The 16,976-nt window shown below is 60.0% G+C and carries 20 protein-coding genes and 1 pseudogene; 12 read left to right on the top strand and 9 right to left on the bottom strand.

What is annotated here, in order from left to right; translation table 11 throughout:
- Positions 1-55 precede the first annotated feature (55 nt).
- The 7 genes from ACGVJ8_RS02735 to secF all read left to right on the top strand — a co-directional run bounded on the left by ACGVJ8_RS02735 (position 56) and on the right by secF (position 5,947).
- Entirely contained in the window at positions 56-199 is a 144-nt protein-coding gene (locus ACGVJ8_RS02735) for a hypothetical protein (RefSeq protein WP_392345367.1), read from the top strand.
- A 33-nt stretch (positions 200-232) separates the two neighbouring features.
- Positions 233-1,057: a 16S rRNA (adenine(1518)-N(6)/adenine(1519)-N(6))-dimethyltransferase RsmA gene (gene rsmA, locus ACGVJ8_RS02730; RefSeq protein ID WP_392345366.1), complete on the top strand. Its 825-nt coding sequence runs from the start codon at positions 233-235 to the stop codon at positions 1,055-1,057.
- Between the two features lie 9 nt (positions 1,058-1,066).
- Positions 1,067-1,990: a 4-(cytidine 5'-diphospho)-2-C-methyl-D-erythritol kinase gene (gene ispE, locus ACGVJ8_RS02725; protein WP_392345365.1), complete on the top strand. Its 924-nt coding sequence runs from the start codon at positions 1,067-1,069 to the stop codon at positions 1,988-1,990.
- Positions 1,987-2,304 carry a DUF3082 domain-containing protein gene (locus tag ACGVJ8_RS02720; protein ID WP_392345364.1) on the top strand — a complete coding sequence of 106 codons (318 nt, stop codon included), beginning with the start codon at positions 1,987-1,989 and terminating at the stop codon, positions 2,302-2,304. Before ispE ends, ACGVJ8_RS02720 begins: the two co-directional genes overlap by 4 nt.
- 182 nt (positions 2,305-2,486) lie before the next feature.
- Positions 2,487-3,470 (top strand): pyruvate dehydrogenase complex E1 component subunit beta, encoded by a 984-nt coding sequence (locus tag ACGVJ8_RS02715; protein WP_392345363.1) that lies wholly within the window; start codon positions 2,487-2,489, stop codon positions 3,468-3,470.
- A gap of 5 nt (positions 3,471-3,475) precedes the next feature.
- Positions 3,476-4,954, top strand: coding sequence for a protein translocase subunit SecD (gene secD, locus ACGVJ8_RS02710; protein ID WP_392345362.1), 1,479 nt, complete (start codon positions 3,476-3,478; stop codon positions 4,952-4,954).
- A 3-nt stretch (positions 4,955-4,957) separates the two neighbouring features.
- Positions 4,958-5,947: a protein translocase subunit SecF gene (gene secF / locus ACGVJ8_RS02705; protein ID WP_392345361.1), complete on the top strand. Its 990-nt coding sequence runs from the start codon at positions 4,958-4,960 to the stop codon at positions 5,945-5,947.
- A gap of 210 nt (positions 5,948-6,157) precedes the next feature.
- Here secF and ACGVJ8_RS02700 read toward each other — a convergent pair whose 3' ends face one another.
- Positions 6,158-6,379, bottom strand: coding sequence for a hypothetical protein (locus ACGVJ8_RS02700; RefSeq protein WP_392345360.1), 222 nt, complete (start codon positions 6,377-6,379; stop codon positions 6,158-6,160).
- Between the two features lie 129 nt (positions 6,380-6,508).
- Between ACGVJ8_RS02700 and ACGVJ8_RS02695 the strand changes: the two genes are divergently transcribed.
- On the top strand, positions 6,509-6,688 hold the full coding sequence (locus ACGVJ8_RS02695; protein WP_392345359.1) for a hypothetical protein: 180 nt from the start codon (positions 6,509-6,511) through the stop codon (positions 6,686-6,688).
- Between the two features lie 148 nt (positions 6,689-6,836).
- On the opposite strand, the pseudogene ACGVJ8_RS02690 reads toward ACGVJ8_RS02695, so the two are convergent.
- From ACGVJ8_RS02690 to mnmH, 4 genes and pseudogenes are all read right to left on the bottom strand, one after another.
- Positions 6,837-7,759 (bottom strand): annotated as a pseudogene (locus ACGVJ8_RS02690) (AI-2E family transporter).
- Entirely contained in the window at positions 7,756-8,835 is a 1,080-nt protein-coding gene (locus tag ACGVJ8_RS02685; RefSeq protein WP_392345358.1) for an AI-2E family transporter, read from the bottom strand. The pseudogene ACGVJ8_RS02690 and the gene ACGVJ8_RS02685 overlap by 4 nt, the downstream one beginning before the upstream one ends.
- Complete coding sequence (gene psb28 / locus ACGVJ8_RS02680) at positions 8,832-9,215, bottom strand: photosystem II reaction center protein Psb28 (RefSeq protein ID WP_392345369.1); 384 nt, start codon at positions 9,213-9,215, stop codon at positions 8,832-8,834. The genes ACGVJ8_RS02685 and psb28 overlap by 4 nt, the downstream gene beginning before the upstream one ends.
- 31 nt (positions 9,216-9,246) lie before the next feature.
- Positions 9,247-10,290, bottom strand: a complete 1,044-nt coding sequence (gene mnmH / locus ACGVJ8_RS02675) for a tRNA 2-selenouridine(34) synthase MnmH (RefSeq protein WP_392345368.1) — start codon at positions 10,288-10,290, stop codon at positions 9,247-9,249.
- A gap of 40 nt (positions 10,291-10,330) precedes the next feature.
- Between mnmH and ACGVJ8_RS02670 the strand changes: the two genes are divergently transcribed.
- Together ACGVJ8_RS02670 and ACGVJ8_RS02665 are read left to right on the top strand one after the other, a co-directional pair.
- Complete coding sequence (locus ACGVJ8_RS02670) at positions 10,331-11,050, top strand: GUN4 domain-containing protein (protein WP_392345357.1); 720 nt, start codon at positions 10,331-10,333, stop codon at positions 11,048-11,050.
- 53 nt (positions 11,051-11,103) lie between these two features.
- The gene (locus tag ACGVJ8_RS02665; RefSeq protein ID WP_392345356.1) at positions 11,104-11,541 is read left to right on the top strand and encodes an ATP-binding protein; all 438 of its coding nucleotides are present in this window, start codon (positions 11,104-11,106) and stop codon (positions 11,539-11,541) included.
- On the opposite strand, the gene ACGVJ8_RS02660 is transcribed toward ACGVJ8_RS02665, so the two are convergent.
- From ACGVJ8_RS02660 to glnA, 4 genes are all read right to left on the bottom strand, one after another.
- Positions 11,501-11,755 (bottom strand): DUF6439 family protein, encoded by a 255-nt coding sequence (locus ACGVJ8_RS02660; protein WP_392345355.1) that lies wholly within the window; start codon positions 11,753-11,755, stop codon positions 11,501-11,503. The genes ACGVJ8_RS02665 and ACGVJ8_RS02660 overlap by 41 nt on opposite strands.
- Before the next feature lie 332 nt (positions 11,756-12,087).
- Entirely contained in the window at positions 12,088-12,402 is a 315-nt protein-coding gene (locus ACGVJ8_RS02655; RefSeq protein ID WP_392345354.1) for a copper-binding protein, read from the bottom strand.
- Positions 12,403-12,477: 75 nt separating this feature from the next.
- Positions 12,478-13,551 (bottom strand): class I SAM-dependent methyltransferase, encoded by a 1,074-nt coding sequence (locus tag ACGVJ8_RS02650; RefSeq protein ID WP_392345353.1) that lies wholly within the window; start codon positions 13,549-13,551, stop codon positions 12,478-12,480.
- A gap of 113 nt (positions 13,552-13,664) precedes the next feature.
- Positions 13,665-15,086 (bottom strand): type I glutamate--ammonia ligase, encoded by a 1,422-nt coding sequence (glnA, locus tag ACGVJ8_RS02645; RefSeq protein ID WP_392345352.1) that lies wholly within the window; start codon positions 15,084-15,086, stop codon positions 13,665-13,667.
- 205 nt (positions 15,087-15,291) lie between these two features.
- Here glnA and ACGVJ8_RS02640 point away from each other — a divergent pair, with 205 nt between their 5' ends.
- The gene (locus ACGVJ8_RS02640) at positions 15,292-15,816 is read left to right on the top strand and encodes an allophycocyanin subunit beta (RefSeq protein WP_392345351.1); all 525 of its coding nucleotides are present in this window, start codon (positions 15,292-15,294) and stop codon (positions 15,814-15,816) included.
- Positions 15,817-15,924: 108 nt separating this feature from the next.
- Positions 15,925-16,976 (top strand): pyridoxal-phosphate-dependent aminotransferase family protein (locus tag ACGVJ8_RS02635; RefSeq protein WP_392345350.1); only part of this gene is annotated, 1,052 nt, incomplete at its 3' end.

Here is a 16,976-nt window from a genome sequence, read left to right as displayed (position 1 = left end):
TGGCTGGGCGGAGCATCCGGCCTTGCAGCAGCGTGAAGCGCAGGGATGGTGATTGATGGACCGCAACTGGCACTGCCGCTGGGGCGAGCTCGATCTGGTGCTGGAGAGCTGTGCATCCGGCGTCAGCGGAGCAGTTGCTCCGGGTCAAGCTGGCCCTTGTTTTCTTGATGACATCCTGCCGAACGATTCGCTGGATTGATGTGGAACGGCTGTGCTGATGCACAGTTGACCCATGGGTTTCTCCGGACATCACGCCCGCAAGCGTTTCGGTCAGCACTGGTTGCGGGACGACTCCGTGCTACAGCGAATCATCGAGGCTGCTGATCTGCAGCCCACCGATCGGGTGCTTGAGGTGGGGCCCGGTCGGGGAGCGTTAACCGAGCGTCTGCTGGCCGCGGGGGTGAAGGCGGTGCATGCGATTGAGCTCGACCACGATCTGGTGGACGGTCTTCAGGAGCGTTTTGAGGCTCAGCCTGGGTTCAGCCTCCATCAAGGAGATGTTCTCGAAGCCCCACTTGAATTGAGCGATGGCCGCATCGCCGACAAGGTGGTGGCCAACATCCCGTACAACATCACTGGCCCACTGTTGGAGCGGTTGGTGGGCCGACTAGATCGGCCGGTGGATCCGCCCTACCAACGGCTTGTGTTGCTAGTGCAAAAGGAAGTGGCGGAGCGGATTCGTGCCCGGTCCGGCCACAGCAGTTTCAGCGCTCTGAGTGTGCGGATGCAGTTGCTGGCCCGGTGCCGTTCGGTGTGTCCGGTGCCGCCGCGCTGTTTTCAGCCACCACCAAAGGTGCAGTCAGAAGTGATTTGCCTGGAGCCCTTGCTGGCCTCGGAGCGGGTGGAGCCGGCTTTGGCCGTCCGGGTGGAATTGCTGCTGAAGCAGGCGTTTCTGGCGCGGCGCAAAATGTTGCGCAACACCTTGGCGGGCGTCGCTGAGCCAGACCGCTTGAAGGATCTGGCGGCCTCTGCAGGTTTCAGCCTGCAGCAACGCCCTCAGGAACTCGCTCCCGACACCTGGGTCGCCCTGGCCAGGGGTTTGAATCGGGGCGACTGAACAACCGCCATGATCACGGTATCGGCCCCGGCTAAAGTCAATCTGCACCTGGAGGTCCTGGGGCTGCGGTCGGACGATTTTCACGAGCTGGCCATGGTGATGCAGAGCATCGACTTGGCGGATCGCCTGAGCTTTCAGAACACCGCCGATGCTCAACTCAGCCTCACTTGCGATGACTCCACCCTCAGTGTCGGCGACGACAACCTGATCCTCCGTGCGGCCCAGCTGCTGCGGGACCGTTCCGGTTTCAGTGAATTGGGGGCGTCAATTCATCTGGAGAAGCGCATCCCCATCGGTGCTGGCCTGGCTGGTGGATCCAGCGACGGCGCCGCGGCACTGGTTGGTCTGAATGCCATGTGGGGGTTGGGTCATCGCCCGGCCGATCTGGAGCGAATGGCCGCTGAGCTCGGTTCAGACATGCCCTTTTGTGTAGCTGGAGGATGTCAGCTCTGTTTCGGGCGAGGCGAACAACTGGAAGCCGTGCCGCCAACGCCCCAACCCCTGGCGGTGCTCTTGGTCAAAGACCCCACTGTGGGCGTCTCAACGCCCTGGGCCTACAAGCGTTGCCGCGAGCTCAATAAATCCCACTACCTCGCTGATGAGGCGGCTTTTGAACAACGCCGGCAAGCCTTGCGCAGCGTTGATTGGCTCCACCCATTGCGCAGCGATTTGCCACCTTCCTTGCGCAATGACCTGCAGCAGGTGGTGGCTCCTGAAACAGCTGCGGTGCGTTCGGCACTCGATCTGTTAAAAAGCGTTCCGCACAACCTGGCGGTGGCCATGAGCGGTTCTGGGCCCAGTTGTTTCGCGCTGTTCTCTGATCTGGAGTCATGCCGCCGGGCGCAGGATCAGCTCACCCCCCAGCTGGACCGCGCCGGCTTGAAGGCTTGGTCTTGCGCCCTCCGCAGCGATGGCGTGAGGATCGAGGCATGACTGATGTCCCCACACCAGAGAGCCCCGAACCACGGGATCCGCGCAAAGGTCCGCTGAGCTTTCTCTCCGGAGCGCTGACGGCTGGGCTTTTGGCTTGGCTGGCCCTGGGCCTGAGCCAGCGGATGGTGGTGTATTTCGCCGTTCACCCCCCGCACTACAGCTCTCCGATTGCCCAAAACATTGCCGTCACCCTGAAGACCCTGCTGGTGGGCTTGTCCTTCTTGGCCACGTTCAGCACCGGTTTTGTGGCCCTTGGCCTGACCCTGGTGTTTCTTCGCAGTCTCTTTACGGCTCCCGATCAGAACCCTGCCTAGCGTCCGCTCATTGCCAGGGTTTGGATGACGCCCCACGACCTCGGCCAGCTGGCGTTACTGCTGGCTCCGGCCATGCTGCTCTCCGTTTTGTTGTTGTTCACCTTCGCGGCGGGCGGTTGACCCTGCGCTGACTGAGATAGCTTGGCCTCACCACCCGGATTGGCCGGGATCACTGTGATGCCGTGGCAGGAACACTTCTCTTCAACGCCCTCCGGGAAGCCATCGACGAGGAGATGGGGAGAGACCCCCACGTCTGTGTGATGGGGGAGGACGTCGGCCATTACGGCGGCAGTTACAAGGTCACCAAGGATCTGGCGGAGAAATACGGCGATCTCCGGGTGCTCGACACTCCAATTGCTGAGAACGGCTTCACCGGAATGGCGGTTGGTGCCGCGATGACCGGTCTCCGGCCGATCGTTGAGGGCATGAACATGGGTTTCCTGCTCCTGGCCTTCAACCAGATCTCCAACAACATGGGGATGCTCCGCTACACCAGCGGCGGCAACTTCACCATTCCGACCGTGGTGCGCGGACCCGGTGGAGTGGGTCGTCAGCTTGGCGCTGAGCATAGCCAACGGCTTGAGGCCTACTTTCATGCCGTCCCCGGCATCAAGATCGTGGCCTGCAGCACGCCTACCAATGCCAAAGGCCTGATGAAGGCCGCGATTCGCGATAACAATCCCGTGCTCTTCTTCGAGCACGTTCTTCTTTACAACCTCAGTGAGGAGCTTCCCGAAGGCGCCTACACCTGTGCCCTCGACCAGGCTGATTTGGTGAAGGAAGGCACCGACGTGACAATCCTCACCTACTCACGGATGCGTCATCACTGCCTCAAGGCCGTGGAGCAACTGGAGGCTGAGGGGGTGAGCGTTGAACTGATCGATCTGATCAGCCTTAAGCCCTTCGACATGGAGACGATCAGTCGCTCCATTCGCAAGACCAACAAGGTGATCGTGGTGGAGGAATGCATGAAGACCGGCGGCATCGGGGCCGAGTTGATTGCGCTGATCACTGAGCAGTGCTTCGACGACCTGGATGCCCGACCTGTGCGTCTTTCCAGTCAGGACATCCCCACCCCCTACAACGGTTCCCTGGAGAACCTCACGATCATTCAGCCACATCAGATCGTTGAGGCGGCGCAGGCGTTGGTCAACAAGGGCATCTGACGTTGATGACGCGTTATCAGGGTTGGTTTGCCCTTGTTCTTGCCCTGGTGATCTCCGCCGGGATGTTTTTGGTTCGTACGCCGCTGGAACTGGGCCTCGATCTGCGGGGCGGTAGTCAGCTCACCGTTGAAGTGAAGCCAGCCGGGGAGATCACCCGGGTCGGCGCTGAGGAGATGGAAGCGGTGAAAGCCGTGCTCGATCGTCGGGTCAATGGCCTTGGTGTGGCCGAGTCCACCCTGCAAACGGTGGGGGAGTCGCAGCTGGTGTTGCAGCTCCCCGGCGAACAGGACCCCACCGCTGCCGCGAGGGTTCTTGGTGATACAGCTCTGCTGGAGTTTCGTGCCCAAAAGCCCGACACCGAAGCTGAGTTCCGAGGTCTGAGGCAGCTCCGCTCCCAGGTGGAAGCGATCCTCAGGTTGCGTGAGGATCAGATCCGTCGCGGTGAAACCCCGGAGCCTCTGGATCTGGATCAGCTGAAGTCCACCCAGGAGACCCTGGGTCTTGGGGTACAGGCCAGCTCAGAGGAGGAGCAGCTCCGCGAGCTTCTGAACAAGGTTGATTCCGATCTGCTCACGATGTTCGAGCCGGCAGCGCTGACGGGTAAGCAGCTGGTGACAGCAGGCCGTCAACCGCTCCAGAACAACCCGAACAGCTGGGAGGTGACCCTCAATTTCGATGGTGAGGGTGCTGAGGCTTTCGCTGACCTCACCAAATCGATTGCAGGTACCGATCGGTTGTTGGCCATCACCTTGGATGATCAGCTGATTAGTGCCGCCAGTGTTGGCCCTCAGTTCAAAAGCGCTGGAATCTCAGGTGGAGCAGCCACCATCAGCGGCAATTTCAGCGCGGAAACGGCCCGTGAGCTCGAGGTGAAGCTCCGCGGCGGCTCCTTGCCCCTCCCCGTTGAGGTGATCGAGGTCCGCACCATCGGGCCCACGCTCGGAGCAGAGAACATCCGCCGCAGCCTGGTGGCCGCACTCTCGGGCCTGGCTCTGGTGGCGGTGTTCATGGTGATGGCCTATCGCCTGCCAGGGGCGGTGGCCGTGATGGCTCTCAGCCTCTATGCCCTGTTCAACCTGGCGGTGTACGCCTTGATTTCGGTCACCCTCACCTTGCCGGGAATCGCTGGTTTCATCCTCTCGATCGGCATGGCCGTGGATGCCAATGTGCTGATCTTTGAGCGGATCAAAGACGAATTGCGGCGGGGCAACACCTTGATCCGGTCGATCGATACCGGCTTCTCCGAGGCCTTTTCATCGATCGTTGATGGTCACCTGACCACGCTGATCAGCTGCGCAGCTCTCTTCTTCCTTGGAACCGGCCTGGTCAAGGGCTTTGCAGCGACCCTGGGCATTGGTGTTCTGCTGAGTTTGTTCACGGCCCTCACGTGCACCCGCACCCTGCTTCGTTTCCTCATGGGCTACGCCGGTCTGCGTCGTGCCAGCAATTTTCTGCCGACTGGGCAACCTTCCCCCACCGCCTGAACCATGACTGAAGCATCGTCATCGGCACAAGCGGGCACGGTCCTCAGCCTGCGCTGGTCCCTCAGCAGCCTGCGCCGCAAGGTGTGGCTGATTTCTGGTCTGGTAGTTCTGATCAGCCTGTTGGGCTTGTTGCTCAGCTGGTTTGATCCTGCGATTCGTGCTCCCCTCCGGCCTGGTTTGGATTTCACCGGCGGCACGCAGATCCAACTGGAGCGCCGTTGTGATGACGCCTGCGCTGAGCTCAAGGGGATTGCGGTCTCGGATGTGATCCGCAGCCTGGAGCTGCCTCAAGAAGAGGGCCAACCTCTTCCCAACCTGGGCGCACCTCGGGTTCAGCTTCTGGAGGGGGGGCAGTCGTTGTTGCTGCGTCTGCCAACGTTGTCGGCTACCCAGGGGCAAGCGGTCATTCAGGCCGTTGATCCCGTCGCAGGGCCGTTCCTCTCCGGCGGTCAATCGGTGGACACCATCGGACCGAGCTTGGGCACGCAACTGCTTCGCAGCAGCCTGATTTCTCTGCTGGTGGCTTTCAGTGGCATTGCGGCCTACATCAGCTTCCGCTACGACCGCCGCTACGCCTTCCTTGCCCTGGTGGCGCTGGCCCATGATGTGGCGATCGTCTGTGGTGTGTTTGCCTGGCTCGGGGTTGTGCTTCAGCTTGAGGTGGACAGCCTGTTTGCGGTTTCACTGCTGACGATTGCTGGTTATTCGGTGAACGACACGGTGGTGGTCTTCGATCGCATCCGCGAACGCAGTAAGGACTCCGCCGACCTGCCGCTCTCATTGCAGGTGGATCATGCGGTTTCCGCCACATTGACCCGCACGCTCTACACCAGCGGAACCACCTTGCTGCCTCTCTTGGCTCTCGTGTTTTTCGGTGGGGCAACGCTGTATTGGTTTGCGATCGCCCTCGCCCTCGGGGTTGTTGTTGGTTCATGGTCGAGTATCGCCCTGGCACCGTCGCTGCTAACGCTCTGGGACCGCTCCCGTGACTAATCCCAGCGGCAATTCAGAACGGAGACACCGTGCTGTTCCGGCCCGTTGGTTTCCTATTCTGTTGATCCTGCTGGCTCTCGGTGATCTGAGCACCGAAGTCCTTGTGCTCAGTGATGAGTTCACCATGATAGGGCTTGATTATGCCATTCGGCATCATCAGCTTGCTGTAGTGGTACTGCTGGGTTCCGGCTCTCTGTGGCGTCGCTTCGGTTAGCGCTGTTGGCTGTTGCCGAACTCACGCCAGATCGAGTCCCAGGTGCGTTGTCTCACCTCGGCATTCCACTGTCCCTGGCTGTGGGTGGAGGCCCACCACGATTCGAACAGATCGTGGGCTTCCTCGTGCAACAATTCAGGGCCCAGATTCTCGCGAATCAGCTGCATCACGGTCTGCCTCAGTTCCTCATAACGGGAGAAATTGAAGATGACATCCAAGCCCGTTCGTCTCAAGACCTCTTGGACACATGATTGGATTGAAGGACCTAAAGGTGGCTTCTTCGGTATCGTCATGAACGTCATTGGCTGTGAAGCCTGAGCTACGACTCAGTTGGTTGCTCAGGTCCCATGGAGTTGAATCCTGATCTCAGCGAGGTGGTCTTTGGCTTGCGTGCCGAGGTCGAGGCTCTGAAGATACGCTTAAACAAAATTGAGCGTGACCAAGAGGTTGCGGTTTCCGCAGCCTATTGGCAGGCGGTGGAGCGGGAGCGTGATTCGAGCGAAAAAAAGAAACGTCAGCTCCTCTGAGGCACCCAAAAAATTGGGACCCTCTCCCAAGAGTCCCAAGGCTCGACTAGTCGTTCTCACGACTCCGCGAAATACTCACGTAGCACGAGTCTCAGGTGTGACCCCTGCTACGTGATGTTCTTCTTGTTACGTGTTCCGAGTGCTTTCGTCAGGCCCAACGGTCCATGATCTGCTGCATCACCACCAAAGGAAGGGCTAGCAGCACGCCCGGAAGTCCCAGAAGAGCGCCAAGGCTGAGCTAGGCCGTTAGAGCCACTGTCGGCAGCAGATTTACGGTTTTGCGCAGCAGCAGCGGTGTGAGCAGAAAAGCCTCCAGGTTTTGCAGCACCAACCGGAACATCAGCACCGACACAATCAATTGCGGCGACTGCAGTAAGGCCAATCCTGTGGGTAGAAGCGTTGCTGCCGTTGGGCCAATGGTCGGCACGAATGTGAGCAGGCCACAGACAAGGGCGCTTAACAGGGCGAGGGGGGCCTTCAGCAGCAACAGGCCGCCCCAGGTGAGCAGAACACGGTGGTAGCGGAAAGGGTCATGCCACTGAGCCAACGCCCCAATGCTTGCCGGCATTCATCGAGCAGATGCTCCATCTGCTGTCGGGCCGGTCGGGGCGTCATGGCCACCACCATGCGCTGATGGGTGTTTGGATCCAAGGTCAGCAGGATCGCGAGCAGAACCATCAGGAACAGTTGAATCAGCGAGTTCGCTGCACCTCCTGCGAAACCCAGCAACGGCTGAAGTCCTTTCAGATTGAGGCCCTCACCCAAAGCGTCATTCAGTTGCGCCAAGCGTGGCTCATTGCTCAGCAGGTCGGACACCTTGCTGACCAACTGCGGCAGATCCCGTCCCAGTTGCTGGAACTGGCTGATCAGTTTCGGAACAAGCAGTTGCCCCAGCAGTCCCCCGGCCAAGATCAAAATCCCCAGCATGGCTGCCAGAGCTTGGGGGCGCTCCAGTGGGATTCGCTTCTGAACCTACACAATCAGCACATCCAGGGCTATGGCCACCACCACGGCGCCAAAGAGCACCAGCAGCACCAAGGTGAGTGCAACAAGAAACGTGCCGGCTGTCATCGAACTGGCTCCAGATGTTTCCAGCGATCCAAAACATCGTGGATCAGCACTTCACGGATGATCACCTGCAGCACCACCGCCAACGGCAGAGCCATCAGCAGGCCGAGGGGGCCAAACAGGAGCGTGAACAGGAACTGAGCAGCCAGAGTTAATCCGGGCAGCAGCTTCACCTGGTGGTGCATCACCGATGGCGTGATCACGTAACTCTCGATGTTCTGGATCACCACATAGGCACCCAGCACCGCAGCTGCCTTCCAGGGGGCATCCAACAGGGCCATCGCCATCGGGAAGATCGTGCTCATCGTTGGTCCCACATTGGGAATCACGTTCAACAGGCCTGCCAGGAGTGCATTGGCCAGAACGAGCTTCACGCCCAAAAGCGTTAACGCAATGCTGCAAAGCACAAACACGGCCAGGGAGCTGATCAGCACACCCACCATCCAGCTGCTCAATGCAGCACCGCACTGATCTAGGGTGCGGCGCCCTCGGCGTCGGTAAAAGGAGGGAATCAACTGAAGCCCAACACTCCGATAGGCCTGGGGCTGAATGCTGATCATCAGAGCCACTGCCACCACGAACAACAGGCGCAGAATGCCGTTGCCGAGGTTGCCCGCCAAACCGAGCAGACCCAGCAAGCCACTGCCAACGCCAGCCGCGAGTGATGAACCGTCGGGCACGAGCTGGCGTGGACCGTTCAGTCCCAGTTCGTCGAGGTCGGGGAATGCGTCGGCGCCATAAATGGCCTCACTGATGCTGTCGATCCAACCGAGGCCCAGCCGCACCAGGGTCTGCCCCGCTTCGGGCAGCTTCTGCAACAGCAGTGCAAATTCCTCAAGGAACGGGGGGACAACAACACCAGCCGCACCTGCTACAACCAAGAGAAGCCCAACGATGCAGAGCAGCAGGGCCAGTGGCCTTCGCATCGGCCGCCGCTCTCGAAGGATGCCCACCAGCGTGCATAGAGCCATGGCCAGAACCACGGCAGAAAAGATCAGCAGCAGCAGTTCACGGAGCGACCACAGCAGGACGATGGCTGCAATGAAGGCTGTCAATGACAACCACTGGGGCAGTCTCAAGCTTGTTGATCGTTGGCCGCGTCAGGCTGATCGGAATCCTGGCTTTGTGAATAACCCAAGCCATTTGCATCGGCGTAGCGCTGGGCGAAGCGCATGAACCGTTCGAAGTCCTCTTCGGATTTCCATGAGTAAACGGCTTCAAGGGCACTGGCGGTGCCGTTAACGAATTTGCCATTTACTTCGCGGGTGACCATTTCGCCTTCTTCATCCACCATCCACATTCCAGTGATGTCACCCATGGTTTCGGGAGCAATCGCAGCGGGTTGTTCGAAACGGAAGGTGGCTTGACCTGTGCGGCCGTCACGGCTGCGGGTCAAACGGATGTCGGGCACCACTGGCTCGTTGACTCCCCGAAAGAACTGAATCGCTGCTTTGCTCACGTCGTTCTCGGACCATCGATGGGGGCCGATCTTAATCGGGGATTTCAACGAACCCCCGGTCGATCAAGTTCTCGGCGGCTTGATCAGCGCTGAGCCCCGAGATATCGATCGCGTCGCGTTTTGGCGATCGCGCCAATTCATGGTCATAACAGCGGTCGTAGTAATCGAGCGTGGCCCGGCAGGCGCTGGTCCAGTCTTCCCTGGCAATCGCTTCAAGAGCTTCCTTGGTGCGCTGTGGCCCCAGGCGTCGACTGATCCGTTCGGTTGCCTCAGCCAGAGCGGCTCCCCCCTGATGGCCGTACACCTGCACCAATTGGTTCACCCGTTCTGTCAGGTCGCGCTGAATCTCCAGCACAGGGGCCTGTTGCATCTGATCGAACAGGGGCTTGGGAATGCGGCAGCGACCCACCTGGATGCTTTCAGCTTCCAACCAGATCGCCATGGCTCCACGGCGTTGGTATTGATCCAGAATCTCAGCCAATTGGTTCTCGTAGTGCTCGGTGCTGGGTTGATCCGGCAGGCCCAAGCCGCCGAAACTGCTGCCGCGGTGGTTTGCCAGCCCTTCCAGATCAACCACGGCTGCACCGCGCGCCGCCATGGCCAACAGTAGATCGGTTTTCCCTGTTCCCGTGCGTCCGCCCATCACGCGAAGGGGCCAGGTCTGTTCAAATCGGCTCTGAGCCCAGCGCCGGTAGCTCTTGTATCCCCCCTGAAGGAGCCTAGGCTCAAAATCGATCTGCTGGGCAAGCCAAGCCACGCTGGCCGAGCGCATTCCGCCCCGCCAGCAATAGATCCGTGGATCCCCCTGCTGACGCAGGCTCTCCAATTGGCGGGCCAGGCTGCTGAGCTTGGGGCCAGTGAATCCAAGCCCCAGGTGAATCGCTGGCGTGCGCCCCTGCTGCTTGTAGGCGGTGCCGACTGCGGCGCGTTCCTCATCGTCGAAAAGATGCACGTTGATGGCCCCAGGCCAGTGGCCTTTCGCAAATTCGCCGGGGCTGCGCACGTCCACCAAAGGTCCCTCCAGCTCGCGCAGCTGCAGGATTTCGATTGAACATGTCTCGCCCATGCCTGACATAGTGGGCCAACACAGAGCCAGTTGGGGCCGGTTGCGACTCATGCTCTCCGGTTCCACACCCGCCACCAAACTCAGCGTTGACCAGCTGCTTGATCGTTTCGCGAAGGGAACACCTCGCCAGCGACGTCCGCTGATCAAGCAGATCGAAACCCGTGCCGAGGAGCTGGCTGCGATTGGACCAGACCTGCTGTCTGGTTTCGACCCCTCCGGTGATGACTGGGCTGCAGGTTGGATTTTGCAGGTGTTGCAGCGCGATCAGCCCGATTCTGTTACCGTTTTGGTCCCGTCGTCAGATCGAGGCTGGTTGACCACTGATTCCAGGGTTGGCCTGGATTACGGGCTACTGCAGCAAGAGCTGCTCTATCAGAACTTTGAGGAGGCGGATCGCCTCACCAGTCAGTGCCTACGCGAATTGGCCGGTGATGCCGCCGTTAAACGGGGCTACGTCTACTTCACAGAAGTCGCGCTGATGTCCGGCGTTGATCTGGTCAGTCTTGATCGGCTCTGGACGGTGTATTCCCAAGGGCGCTTTGGCTTTACAGCCCAGTCCCAGTTGTTGTCAGCCCTCGATGGGCGTTACGAACGCCTTTGGCCCCGGATCGGCTGGAAATGCGAGGGCGTCTGGACGCGTTATCCCGGTGCCTTCACCTGGTCGATCGAGGCTCCAGAGGGGCACATGCCGTTGATCAATCAGCTCCGTGGCGTTCGCCTCATGGATTCCCTGTTGAATCACCCGGCACTTTTGGCCCGTAGATCCTGACGGGACTTCCCATCAACGGTAAGTTCGAAAGACCGACGTCAACGGGCCCCACTGTGCCGTCCAAGAGGTTTCGCTGGGCTGAGTTCACCTCGCCGTCGACCCTCCAGCTGGCCCCTTTGCTGGAGCTGCTGACCGAGCCAGTCGGTTGTGTTCTCACCAGTCAGCGGATTGAGCTGGGATTGCATGAAGCCCTGGTCAATGCCGTTCGCCATGGCAATGCGGAGAGCCCCGCCAAGAAGCTCCGCGTTCGCCGCATTCTCACGCCCAATTGGATGGTCTGGCAGGTTCAGGATGAGGGTTGCGGCCTTCCTCAACAGTCACGCACAGCAACCCTGCCGACGGCCCTCGATGCCGCCAGCGGCCGTGGACTGTTCCTAATCCATCAATGTTTTGACGATGTGCGCTGGAGCCGGCGCGGGAATCGCCTGCAGTTGGCCTACCGCCGGCCCGTCAGTGACGCGGACAGCCTGGATCCTTCAACTCTCCTTTGAACCACGCCAGCGCCTGTTGGGTCAGGTTCTCCACGTCGGCGCTGTTTCCTTGGCGGAGCAGTTGCACCATCGCTGCCGCCAGCAACTCGGCTCCACGCCGCTCTCGGTTGCTCTTCAGCTGATGCCAGTCGCGATCGCCGATGCGGAGCAACTGATGTAGCTCTTCCGCCTTGGCTGTTGCGGAGTCGGGCCATGAGGCGTCGGTTGAAGTCATCCCTGAATCAGCAGATCCATCTAGTTTCGTGTGATGTGGGTCCAACGGCGTGGAGCAGCGCAAAGGCAAACGACCCGGTCATGATCTGCGTTGGTTGCACCACACCTCACGCCTTCTGTTGCAAGGGCAATGTCAGGCCCATGCCCGGTCGGGTGTTGCGGCGCGGCGATGGGTGCAGCGGCGAAAACTTGCTGCCAACCTGATCAGCACGCCGCCCGTTGGATGGCCCCTTTCACCAGCGTCTGGGGAGCGTTTCTGGAGGACATTGCGCTTCGGTGGAGCAGGATTTGCTTTGGCCTGGCTGCTTGCGCAGCTTTGAACGCATCAGGAGATCAGACCACCCGTTGACGATGGGCTTGGCCAACCACCACCAGCGAATTGGATGCCGGTGCATCCTCCTTCGTGGGTGAAACCCCCGTGGGCAGCGCCATGTCCTGACCACGAAGCCAGGCATTGTGCAGCGCTCGCCTGCGTCGATCTTCAGACAACATCAAACGATCGGCGGCTGCCTGAGGACTTTCCCCCGGCATCACGGCCGTGCGCAGGCAGATACCGAACCCGTGGGCTTCCACCTGCACATGGCCTTCCATCAGCACCACCTGAAACATCCAGCCCTGAAGCCAACGCAGCCGGAAGGGATTGTTCATGAAATTCCCTTCGGAATAGGGGCACACCCTATGGCTCGCAGCCGTTCGTGCAAAGGACGCTGTCAGGGAATCCCCTCAGCTGGCCTCTGCGATGGGTTTGCGTGCCGACCAGACCCGCGTCATGAAGTGGGTTTCGGCGGTGATGCCTTCGAACCCTGCAGCCGAGAGGCGGGCGTCGATGTCGTCGCCGATGTAGTCGCGGTAGTAGGGCTCATGGAAGACCCGCCGGAAGTTCTCCATCACGGAGGCGAACTTGGCTGAATCGGCCATCTGCACAGAGTCGGCCAGCACAAACACACCACCGGGTTCGAGCACGCGCCAGGCCTCGTTCAGCACGTTCTGGCGAGCTTCCGCCGGCAGTTCGTGCAGCAGGAACACACTGGTGACGGCCTGAACTGATCCATCGGCCAAGGGCAGCGATTCCCCATTGGCACGGATCAGCTGAACCAGCGATGCATCGCCATCGTTCAGCCAGCGGTTGGCTTGACGCAGGTACGACTCGGAGAGATCGGTTCCGATGAGTTGCGCGTGGGGCATGGCAGCGCGGATCTGCTGCAGGGTCCGACCGGTGCCGGTGGCCACATCGAGAATCTTCAGAGCGCCGGGAGCACGGTTTGCGAAGTGCTTCAAGCCACGTTTCAGCGGAGCCAAGACCCGCCGTCGCATGGCATCTGCAGTGCCATTGAAGAGAATTTCCACCTGCAGGTCGTAGAGACCGGCCGAGTGATCACTCAGATACCCGTCGGTTTGATGGTGAAAATTCTGGAGGTAGTACTCGGGATAAAGCGCTTTGTCGGTCTCCTTGGGCAGATCGCGCACCTTACGCTCGCGACGTCGATCCCAGGTGGAGGGAAGATCCATCCAAACCTGCGGGTAGCGGCTGACCCAGTCGAGCCACGGTGCATCAAACAACAGTTGCTCGGGGTAGATCCCCTGTTCGGCGTCCTGCCAGTCCTGTTCCTGGAGCTTGTTCATGTCCAGCCGGAGCTTTCCAAGAACCTCGGCCGATACGGGCTCCGTTTTCGGAACAGCATCGGGCGCCACAAGTTCCATCAGCTTGGTGCTCAGCTCTTTGTGGGCCAGGCCCGCGATGCTTTTGCCTTGCTGAAGCGTTTGGTACGCAAGCTTGCTCAGGGGCGTTGACGCCATCGCGGATCCAGACAACATCTTCATTCCAGCGAATGTGACGCGCAATCGCGGGCCAACCAGTCCACAAAAAACCCGCCTCCAGGGAGACGGGTCGAGGGATGTACGGGCGCTGATCAGGCGTCGTAGTACATGGTGAATTCATGGGGGTGAGGCCGCTGGCGCAGCTGCTGAACCTCCTCGTACTTCAGGTCGATCCAGTTGTCGATGAAATCGTCGCTGAACACGCCGCCAGCAGTGAGGAAGCCGCGATCGGCATTGAGTGCTTCCAAGGCGCCATTAAGGGACGCAGGAACCGTGGCGATCTTCAAGAGCTCTTCAGCTGGAAGTTCGAACAGATCGCGATCTTCGCCGTCGCCGGGATCAATCTGGTTCTTAATGCCATCAAGACCAGCCATCATCATGGCGCTGAAGGCCAGATAAGGGTTGGCCAGAGCATCACCCGAACGGAATTCGAGGCGCTTGGCCTTCGGGCTCGGGCCGGTCAGAGGGATCCGCACGGCTGCAGATCGGTTGCCCTCGGAGTAAACGAGGTTCACCGGTGCTTCGAAACCGGGCACCAGACGCTTGTAGCTGTTCGTGGTGGGGTTGGTGAAGGCCAGGAAGGCAGGGGCGTGCTTCAGGATGCCGCCGATGTACCAGCGGGCCGTCTGCGAGAGGTTTGCGTAAGTGCCTTCGCCGAAGAACAGGGGTTGACCGCCCTTCCAGAGGCTCTGGTGCACGTGCATGCCGGAACCATTGTCGTTGAAGACCGGCTTGGGCATGAAGGTGGCCGTTTTGCCGTACTTCTTGGCCACGTTGCGCACGATGTACTTGTACGTCATGACGTTGTCGGCGGCCTGGATCAGCTCAGCAAATTTCATGCCGAGCTCATGCTGACCTGCAGCGGCCACCTCGTGGTGGTGCTTCTCGGTGGGGATCCCCAGCTGACCCATCAGCAGGAGCATCTCGGAGCGGATGTCCTGAGCGGTGTCGTTGGGAGCGACAGGGAAGTAACCCTCCTTCTCCTGGATCTTGTAAGCGAGGTTGCCGCCTTCCTCGATGCGTCCAGTGTTCCAGCCGGCTTCGATCGTGTCGACGCTGTAGAAGGAACCACCTTCGGCCGAGTTGTAGCGAACGTCGTCGAAGAGGAAGAACTCAGGCTCAGGCCCGAAGAAGACCATATCGGCCAGACCGGTGCTGGCCAGGTGATTGAGTGCCCGCTGGGCTAGGGCGCGGGGGCAACGCTCGTAGGGCTGGCCGGTGCGTGGCTCCTGAATCGAGCAGATCATGCTCAGGGTTTTGTGCCGGTAGAAGGGATCCACCCAGGCGGTGTTGGCGTCCGGCACCATGGCCATGTCAGAGGCCTGGATGCCTTTCCAGCCGCGGATGGATGAGCCATCAAAAGCCAGTCCCTCAGTGAAGGACTCCTCCTCCATCAGATCGGTGCAGACCGTCAGGTGCTGCCATTTGCCGTGCAGATCGGTGAATTTGAGGTCGATCAGTTCGATGCCTTCATCCTTGATCTGGCGCAGGACGTCCTGGGGGGATTTCGACATAAGAAAGGACTGCTCGACTGAATTGTGCAGTGATGTGACCGTAAACAGCCACAAGACACCATTTTGTATCAAGGGGTACGTTTCAGCAGCTGGAAGGCGACTGCGTAACCGTTTCTGTCAACTTGGCTGAAATGCAGGCACGCCAAAGGATCTGCCCGCCTCAACGGTGTTAGCTTCCGCTGGGTTCCTCTGGAGATTCAGGGACATGCGCGATGCAATCACCGGTCTGATCGGTCGCTACGACCAGCTGGGTCGTTATTTTGACCGTCCGGCGATCGACAGCATCAATGCGTATTTGGATGAATCCACGCTCCGGATTCAGGCCGTTGAGTTGATCAATGGTTCCTCGGCCGAGATTGTGCGTGAGGCCAGCCAGCGCCTGTTCCGGGATGAGCCCGACTTGCTGCTGCCCGGCGGCAACGCCTACACCACGCGCCGGCTCGCCGCCTGCCTGCGGGACATGGATTATTTCCTCCGTTACGTCAGCTACGCCCTGGTGGCTGGTGACTCCACAATCCTCAATGAGCGTGTGCTGAACGGACTTGACGACACTTACAAGAGTCTCGGCGTTCCCACCGGCCCAACAGTCCGCAGCATCGTTTTGTTGGGGGAAGTTGTTTCCGAGATGCTTCTGGCCAACGGTGCTGTATCCGATCAGCTCGGCACCGTCCTTCAGCCGTTTGATCACCTGGCCAAAGGTCTTGGGGAAATCAATGTTCGCCAGCGCTGAGCCCACAGGGTCAACGCAAGATTTGAACAGATTGCAATCGAGCTTCCTTCACTCCCTCCAAGGGGCGTGACTGCGTAGGCTCGACACTTCGAACCAACGATCAGGGTTTTGGCGACGACGAACTCACTCCTTCCTGTTGACGATCGTCACCGCAAATCCTTTGCACCGATCGGCACACCCGACCGCCTCCTGCTTGGACCGGGTCCCTCAAATGCCCATCCAACGGTTCTGGAGGCTCTGTCGAGAACCCCGATTGGTCACCTTGATCCTCTTTACGTGGAGCTGATGGGTGAGGTGCAGGAACTGCTGCGTTACGCCTGGCAGACCGATAATCGCCTCACGCTTCCGATGAGCGGCACCGGTAGTGCTGCCATGGAGGCAACCCTGGCCAACACCGTCGAGCCTGGAGACACCGTTCTGGTGGCGGTGAAGGGATACTTCGGCCTGCGACTGGCCGACATGGCCGGCCGCTATCGCGCTGAGGTCAAAACCATTGAGAAGCCCTGGGGCGAGTGGTTTTCCCTCGATGAGCTGGAAGCTGCCCTGATTGAGCACAGGCCAGCCATCCTAGCGATGGTTCATGCCGAAACTTCTACGGGTGTCTGTCAACCCATGGAGGGCATTGGCGATCTCTGCCGGAAGCATGATTGCCTTCTGTTGCTCGATACCGTCACCTCTCTGGGGGGTGTGCCGCTTTACATCGATGAGTGGAAGGTTGATCTCGCCTACAGCTGCAGCCAGAAGGGCCTAAGCTGCCCTCCCGGACTCGGACCCTTCACCATGGGTCCCCGTGCCGAGGCCAAGATGACAGCCCGTCAGGGCAAAGTTCCCAACTGGTATTTGGATGTCTCCCTGCTGAATCAGTACTGGGGAAGCGACCGCGTTTATCACCACACCGCGCCGGTCAACATGAACTTCGGCATGCGTGAGGCACTGCGTCTACTGGCTGAAGAAGGTCTCGACCAAGCCTGGACCCGCCATCGCAGCAATGCGGAGATGCTCTGGAACGGGCTGGAAAGTCTCGGCCTTTCGATGCATGTGCCGGCTGAGCGCCGACTGCCCACCCTCACCACAGTGCGCATCCCTGAAGGTGTGGATGGAAAGGCCTTCAGTCAGCACCTGCTCAACAACCACGGCATTGAAGTTGGTGGTGGACTCGG

Origin of the sequence: Parasynechococcus sp., from assembly GCF_042954245.1 — a bacterium.
In the GTDB taxonomy this organism is placed as follows: Bacteria; Cyanobacteriota; Cyanobacteriia; order PCC-6307; family Cyanobiaceae; genus Parasynechococcus.
This window is presented reverse-complemented; position numbering and strand designations above follow the sequence as displayed.

What these genes read in the sequence shown, in the direction of transcription:
- ACGVJ8_RS02735 (WP_392345367.1), top strand. Translation starts at nt 56, where the DNA reads ATGGACCGCAACTGGCACTGCCGCTGGGGCGAGCTCGATCTGGTGCTG.
- rsmA (WP_392345366.1), top strand. Translation starts at nt 233, where the DNA reads ATGGGTTTCTCCGGACATCACGCCCGCAAGCGTTTCGGTCAGCACTGG.
- ispE (WP_392345365.1), top strand. Translation starts at nt 1,067, where the DNA reads ATGATCACGGTATCGGCCCCGGCTAAAGTCAATCTGCACCTGGAGGTC.
- ACGVJ8_RS02720 (WP_392345364.1), top strand. Translation starts at nt 1,987, where the DNA reads ATGACTGATGTCCCCACACCAGAGAGCCCCGAACCACGGGATCCGCGC.
- secD (WP_392345362.1), top strand. Translation starts at nt 3,476, where the DNA reads ATGACGCGTTATCAGGGTTGGTTTGCCCTTGTTCTTGCCCTGGTGATC.
- secF (WP_392345361.1), top strand. Translation starts at nt 4,958, where the DNA reads ATGACTGAAGCATCGTCATCGGCACAAGCGGGCACGGTCCTCAGCCTG.
- ACGVJ8_RS02695 (WP_392345359.1), top strand. Translation starts at nt 6,509, where the DNA reads ATGGAGTTGAATCCTGATCTCAGCGAGGTGGTCTTTGGCTTGCGTGCC.
- mnmH (WP_392345368.1), bottom strand. Translation starts at nt 10,290, where the DNA reads ATGTCAGGCATGGGCGAGACATGTTCAATCGAAATCCTGCAGCTGCGC.
- ACGVJ8_RS02670 (WP_392345357.1), top strand. Translation starts at nt 10,331, where the DNA reads ATGCTCTCCGGTTCCACACCCGCCACCAAACTCAGCGTTGACCAGCTG.
- ACGVJ8_RS02660 (WP_392345355.1), bottom strand. Translation starts at nt 11,755, where the DNA reads ATGACTTCAACCGACGCCTCATGGCCCGACTCCGCAACAGCCAAGGCG.
- ACGVJ8_RS02655 (WP_392345354.1), bottom strand. Translation starts at nt 12,402, where the DNA reads ATGAACAATCCCTTCCGGCTGCGTTGGCTTCAGGGCTGGATGTTTCAG.
- ACGVJ8_RS02650 (WP_392345353.1), bottom strand. Translation starts at nt 13,551, where the DNA reads ATGGCGTCAACGCCCCTGAGCAAGCTTGCGTACCAAACGCTTCAGCAA.
- glnA (WP_392345352.1), bottom strand. Translation starts at nt 15,086, where the DNA reads ATGTCGAAATCCCCCCAGGACGTCCTGCGCCAGATCAAGGATGAAGGC.
- ACGVJ8_RS02640 (WP_392345351.1), top strand. Translation starts at nt 15,292, where the DNA reads ATGCGCGATGCAATCACCGGTCTGATCGGTCGCTACGACCAGCTGGGT.